Below are 6948 nucleotides of genomic sequence, written 5' to 3'. Positions count from 1 at the left end.
GGGCTTTTCCCTGATTATGCACGAGATGGCCGTCTGAGGTCTGTCCGTGCCTAACGGAGGAAAACCATCATGACTCTACAAAACGCACAGTTGCAACTTGACGATACACAGGATCTGGCCAGCGAAATAATAATCAAGGCCGCTCAGGAAATAACAGGTCGCCTCGGAACAGGTTCCCAAGTCACACGAAAAGACATCAACGCTATTTTCGAAACCCTCACCGGAAGCAGCGATGCGACCGATGGCTGGTCGGTAAAAATGACTGGCTGTGCCATCGAGCTGGCAGAGCTAATATGGCTTCGCGAACATTCCGGTATTTCACTCAATTCCGATTTTGCTGAAGTCGACAAATGCTTCATGGCCCTTGAGCAAGTTCTTCCGCCACAACATAACCGGCATGATGACCAGATTGCCCTCCAGCAATTTTCGACCCCTACCCGGCTTGCCTGGGCGATGGCTTTGGCAGCGGGCATTTCGCGCGACGATATCGTGCTCGAGCCATCTGCCGGAACGGGAATTCTCGCCATTTGGCCGCATCTTGTCGGCGCGAAGCTGATCCTCAATGAGATTGATGACCTGCGTAGTGCTTGTCTAAGCGAGCTGTTTCCGGGCGCTGTGCTCTCCTCACACGATGGCGAGCTGATCAATGAGTTGCTTCCATCCCGCCACAATCCAAATCTCGTGCTTATGAACCCGCCATTTGCGTGTAGCGCCGAACGCGGAAAAGATGGTCGCTCGGCTCTGCGGCACTTGCGTTCTGCATGGCGGCGTATGGCAGTTGGCGGCCGGCTTGTGGCGATCATGCCCGAGGGATTCAGCGCCGCCAAATTTGCCAAAAGCGAACCGGCACCATGTGCACTGCGCCTTGATGTGCGCATCATACGATCTTTTACACGCCGGGGAACCGGCATCACCGTGCGTCTTGTTGTCATCGACAAAATTGCTGCCGAACAATGCGCAGCGCCAATCGACATCGCTGATTTTGAGGGTTTGTACGACGCCTGCTGCGCTTTGCCCGAGCGCGCCGCCTCAAAATCCACTGCGCAAACTTCCAGACCCAAAGCAAACCCACTCGCGCTTGTGTCGAGCTACCGTTCCAAACGCCCGGTCGCGCAAGTTTCAAAATCCTCACCAGACATGCAAATATTCGAAAAGCTCATCTTTGAAGTTCTCGACGATGCGGCACCAACGCCGGAGCAAAAAGGCATTTATCTAGCCTACCGGCCAAGCCGGATAACAATCGAAAATGCTCCTGTTCACCCGACACCGCTGGTGGAATCGGTGGCGATGGGGTCTGTTGCTGCACCAATCCCGCAGCACCAGCCGGTGGTTCCAGCTGACTGGCGGGAGAAACAGCTACTTTCCGATGCCCAGTGCGAAACGCTTATTTATGCAGTGAATGCCTTCGCCCGCGATTTGCCCGGAACTTACAGGCCAATCAACGAAGGCTCCGGGCTGGAACCGTCCGAAGAGGGTTTTCGCTACCGTACGGGCTTCTTTCTCGGAGACGGTACCGGAGCGGGCAAGGGTCGTGAGATTGCCAGCGTTATCATGGACAGATGGCTGCAGGGCCATTGCCGCCATATCTGGGTCACCAAGAACGAAACCTTGCTCGAGGACGCCCGCCGGGACTGGTCAGCCCTTGGCGGCCTGCCGCTCGATATCCAGTCGCTTTCGAGTTGGAAACTGGGAAGGTCGGTTTCAATGTCAGGCGGGATTTTATTCGTCACTTATCCAACGCTGCGTTCGGGCCGGATGGATACGACAAGGCTCGCTCAAATATTGGAATGGGCAGGGGACGAATTTGACGGCGTCATCGCTTTTGACGAAGCCCATGCAATGGCGAATGCACTGGGAGGAACAGGAAGCCGAGGCAAGGTCAGAGGATCGGAGCAAGGCATCGCTGGTCTGCGGCTCCAAAATCTTTTGCCCCGAGCGCGGATAATATATGCATCGGCAACCGGTGCATCCGATATTGCAAATCTTGGCTATGCGGCGCGCCTTGGGCTCTGGGGGCCGGAAACCGCCTTTCCAAATTATGATAAGTTTCTATGCGATATCCGCGCCGGCGGCATATCTGCGATGGAACTGGTCGTGCGCGATCTTAAATCCCAAGGGCTTTATCTGGCCCGCGCCTTGTCCTTTGCGGGCGTTGAATATGAACTTCTCGAGCATGAACTTACCACAGAGCAGATATCGGTCTACGATAGTTATGCCGAGGCTTGGGCGATTATTCACAAAAATCTCGAGGCGGCCCTCGAAGCTACGCGGATCGTTGATGAGGATAGCGGCGATACGCTTAACCGAAATGCAAAAGCAGCGGCGCTTTCGATATTCGAGGGAACCAAGCAGCGTTTCTTCGCGCAGCTGCTGCTATCGATGAAACTTCCCAGCCTGCTCCCAGCGATCGAACAGGCATTGGAAGACAGACATTCCGCCGTTGTGCAGCTTGTCTCGACCGCCGAGGCCATGCTCAACCGCAGACTTGCCGATCTCAGCGCCGAAGAACGCGAACAGCTCGATATCGACCTGTCGCCGCGCGAATATGTGATTGATTATCTGGCCAAAAGTTTTCCGGTCCGTTTGATGCAGGTGTTCCGCGATGATGACGGCAACTTGCGATCAGAGCCTATGTCCACTTCTGAAGGCCATCCGGTGCTTTGCCCGCGCGCCGTTCAGGCGAGAGACGCGATGATCGAAAAGCTTTGTGCGCTTCCGCCCATTTGGGCGGCGCTTGATGCGGTAATCGAACGTTTTGGAACAGACCATGTTGCCGAAGTGACGGGCCGGACCCGCAGGCTTGTCAATGGCAGCGACGGACGTCAACGCCTTGAACGCCGTACGGCGCGGTCGAATTTAGTCGAAGCTCAGAGTTTCATGGACGGCGAGAAGCGCGTGCTGGTATTTTCTGATGCGGGCGGGACAGGCCGGTCCTATCATGCCGATCTGGACGTACAAAACCAGCAGCGCCGCGTGCATTTCCTTCTCGAACCGGGATGGCGGGCAGACAATGCCATACAAGGACTTGGCCGCACCAACCGCACCAACCAGGCATCCGCGCCGCTCTTTCGGCCCGTAACCACTGACGTCAAAGGCGAACGGCGGTTTATCTCCACGATCGCCCGGCGGCTCGATAGCCTTGGCGCATTGACCCGCGGCCAAAGGCAGACCGGCGGGCAAAACCTGTTTAATCCGGCTGATAATCTTGAAAGCGAATATGCTCGCGACGCGCTCACTAGCTGGTTCCACCTGCTCTATGCAGGTAAATTGGATGCCGTATCACTGGACCGTTTTCAGGATGTCACGGGCCTTAAGCTTGAAACACCCGATGGTGATCTGGCTGAAAAACTGCCAACCATCCAGCGCTGGCTAAACCGGATACTCGCGCTGCCCATCGCTTTGCAGAATGCAATATTTGATGAATATCTCTCGCTGATTGAAGCCCGCGTGGAAGCAGCGCGCGAAGCGGGAACCTTGGATCTCGGCGTTGAAACGATTGCGGTTGATACATTTGAAATTATGTCGGACAAGCTGCTCCGAACGGACAGCGTCTCTGGGGCAACCACGCATCTTGTGACGTTGAAAACACAGCGCCCGCTCAAACCGCTTCGCTTCAAGCGGCTTTACAAGCTTTACGATTTCAGCCTGCCGCAAGTTCAATTATTACGCAATGCGCGCTCCGGGGGTGTCGCCCTTTCTGTTCCGACCCGGCGTATGATCACCGATGAGGGAGAGACGATCGAACGTCGCCGGCTGATCAGGCCGCTAAAAACGGTAAACTGGACACTCGAAGCTTTGTCGGAAAGTCTCTGGGAGCGGGTTGATTTCAAAATCTTTCGAAAAGGCTGGTTGGAGGAGGAAGAACAAGCGGCGTCCGAAACGGCCCATGAACGCGTTCATCTTGCCACCGGATTGCTACTGCCAGTTTGGAATAAAATTCCAGGAGAGTTTGTCCGTGTCACCCGTATTGCTGCGAGCGACGGGTGTTCGATCATTGGCCGCGAAATTTCCGAACTCGATATGGCTGATCTCGCACGGGCCTTTGGTCTCGATCTTGATCAGACAATCAATCCCTCCCGGATTGCGGAAATGGTGATGCAAAGCGGCAAGCCGTTTTCAGTTCAATGCCATGATGACCTTATGGCCAAACGCTCACTGGTCAATGGCAGCCAGCGACTGGAACTGACGGGCTTTTCAGCCGAGCGTCTCAACTGGTATAAATCCAAAGGCTGTTTCACCGAGATTATCCGCTACCGCACGCGTCTATTCGTGCCGGTCAATGAAGCAGCGCAGATACTGGAAAAACTGGCGACCTAAGTGCTGCCGCTCTCCCCCAATTTCAAACCACCAGAAAGCGAACGCGTGATCCCTAGCAATGAGAGGGGAGGAGGCTTGGCTCTTTTGAACCCGGTTTTGGCGATGGTCGCAGAAAATCGTTGGTTCGTTTCTTCAGGAGTTATAAAATGTTCAAATCTATTCCACTCAACAAGCTCGTTGAATCCAAGAAAAATGTCCGCAAGCGGTCTGATCCCGCAACCGATGCATGGCTGAAGGCGGACATTGCAGCGCGTGGATTGTTACAAAATCTGGTCGTTAACGCGATTGCTCGGGGCAAATTTGAGGTCACGGCAGGTGGCCGGCGTCTCAAACAGTTGAAGGCTCTTGCCAAGGACAAGGCGATTAAGAAAAACGAGCCGATTACATGCCTCGTTAAAAACGGCGAAGCACATGAGATCCGCGAAATCAGTCTGGCCGAGAATTTCCAACGCGTAAAACTCAACCCTGCCGATGAAGCCGAAGCGTTTCAAGATATTGTGAACGATGGCGCCAGTGTTGAAGACGTCGCCATTCGCTTTGGTCAGACGGTTCGCTTTGTCGAAGGGCGTTTGCGGCTCGCCAAGCTCGCACCAGTGGTTTTTGAGGCTTTGGCAAGCGGCGACATCACGCTTGATATTGCGAAAGCTTACGGCGCAACCTCGGATGTCGAACGCCAGGCACAGATATTCGAGGAAGTGTCGGGAGGATATTACAGCGTAAATTCCGACAGCATCCGGCGCATGGTTCTGGACGCCTGTGTCCGGGCTAGCGATCCCCGTGCCGTTCTGGTCGGACGCGATGCTTATCTTGAGGCAGGCGGCAAAATCGACCGGGAACTCTTCGATGATGATGACAGTGAAAGCTGGGTTGACGTTGCTCTTCTTGAACGTCTCGCCGCTGAGAAAATGGAATGGCGGGCCGATGAGGTCAAAGACCAGTATGGTCTTGCCTGGGTAAAGCCAACGCTCGACTGTTATGTCTCGCATGATCTCGTCGAGGGCTTGAACCGGCTTCCTACAGAGTTTGAACCGCTTAGCGATGAAGCAATCGCGCGTCTGTCTGAATTGGAAATCGAATATGATGGTGAAGCCGTCATACTCGAAAATGAGGACAGTAGCGAAGATGATGTGTTCGCAGCCGAGAAACGCGTGTCGGAAATCGAACAGGAAATGCGCGCGCTCAACAATCGCAAGCCAATTCTGGCCGACGTGCTTCGCAGCGAAGCGGGCGCTTTTCTGGCGCTTGGCAATGACGGAGTACCGACATTGGTTCCGCAATATTATACGGACAAGGTTGATGCCCCTATCGAAGATGAAGGCGTCGAACTGGTCGAGGAAGGCGAGCCCGCCAAACCCAAGCGTGCAGCTCTTTCCAAACGACTGGTCGATGAACTGGCGATGCAGAGGCGCGATATTTTGTCGCTTCATGTGGCAAGCGATCCGGCGCTCGCGCTCGACTTTATGATCTTCACGCTTGCTGACGCTGAAAGTCATGATTGGCAGGCTCAGGAGGCATCGACGCTCAAGGGCCCCGTAGCACATGGTCCGGCGCATAATTTTGAGGCAAAGGACGCACCAGCAAGTGCAGCATTGGCGGAATTGCGCGGGTCTCTGGATGAAAGCTGGAAAGCAGGCACCACCGATGTTGAGCGTTTCATGGCATTTCGGGAGCTAAGCGATGACGCGCGCAGCGCCTGGCTCGGCCATGTCGTGTCGCGAACGCTCGTTGCAAGCCTGAATGTTGAAGGCGACCGGCAAGTCTCACTGCACGATTATCTGGGCGGTATCTTGGAAATCGATATGGCGGCTTGGTGGCGTCCGACTGCGGCCAATTATTTTGACCGTGTACCCAAGGCCAAAACGCTTGGCGGCATGCAAGAGGTTGGCGGTCTGGAACTTTCAAACCGCTACGGCGCATCCAAAAAGGCCGATCTTGCAGCAACGGCCGAGCGTATCTTCTCCGGAAACTTCATTGCTGAGGCTGAAGTCAAACAAGCTGCTGCGCGGTGGGTTCCCGATGCGATGCGCTTTGCTGATTTGTCTGCGGCTGATGAAGTTTTGGAAGATGAAGCTTCGGAAGCCGGCGCATCAGAAGATATTCCAGAGATAGCCGACAAGGCTGCCTGATCCTCCTCCTGACAGGTGGTCTTCTGGCTGAAGCGGCTTGCCTTTTTAAGGCAAGCCGCTTCTTTTCATCAAAATCATGGCAGTAGGCGGTTACCGGATCGCGGCCAGTTGACCGGCAACTTCCGGGAGTGATGCAATTTCAATGTCCTCAGAATGGGGATAGCTTTCGGAACCTGGATATATCACAAGCTTCCGGTCCGGCTGTATGTCATCGCAGGCATTATAAAAGCCTCTTTCCAATTTTGGCGTCAAGCTTCGCTTGATCTCAATCGCCCACCGTTTGCCTGTGGGCAGCGTCAGAAGGAGATCGATTTCTGCTCCTGCCGATGTCCTGTAAAAATTAGCCAGCGTAGCTTCAGGTGCGGCAGCGATCAGGCTTTCGATGACAAATCCTTCCCAGCTGGCTCCGGCGACCGGATGGCCAAGCAGGGCTTCGAGATTGTCTATGCCCAGTAGCGCGTGAACAATGCCGCTATCACGTACATAAACACGCGGAGATTTGACC

Annotated in this window: 3 protein-coding genes; 2 read left to right on the top strand and 1 reads right to left on the bottom strand. The window is 54.7% G+C overall.

The genetic code is table 11. The features are described 5' to 3' along the window. The first annotated feature begins 69 nt into the window (after positions 1 to 69). Positions 70 to 4317: a strawberry notch-like NTP hydrolase domain-containing protein gene (locus tag ACN0WW_RS17175; RefSeq protein ID WP_089132028.1), complete on the top strand. Its 4248-nt coding sequence runs from the start codon at positions 70 to 72 to the stop codon at positions 4315 to 4317. 146 nt (positions 4318 to 4463) lie between these two features. Then, positions 4464 to 6443: a ParB/RepB/Spo0J family partition protein gene (locus tag ACN0WW_RS17170; RefSeq protein ID WP_089132029.1), complete on the top strand. Its 1980-nt coding sequence runs from the start codon at positions 4464 to 4466 to the stop codon at positions 6441 to 6443. Positions 6444 to 6533: 90 nt separating this feature from the next. On the opposite strand, the gene ACN0WW_RS17165 is transcribed toward ACN0WW_RS17170, so the two are convergent. Beyond that, the coding region (locus tag ACN0WW_RS17165; protein ID WP_417614284.1) for a DUF4143 domain-containing protein at positions 6534 to 6948 on the bottom strand (415 nt) is incomplete at its 5' end.

The organism is Parasphingorhabdus sp. (assembly GCF_048269865.1).
GTDB lineage: Bacteria > Pseudomonadota > Alphaproteobacteria > Sphingomonadales > Sphingomonadaceae > Parasphingorhabdus.
The sequence above is the reverse complement of the archived record's forward strand: the minus strand, read 5'-3'. Positions and strand labels throughout refer to the sequence as shown.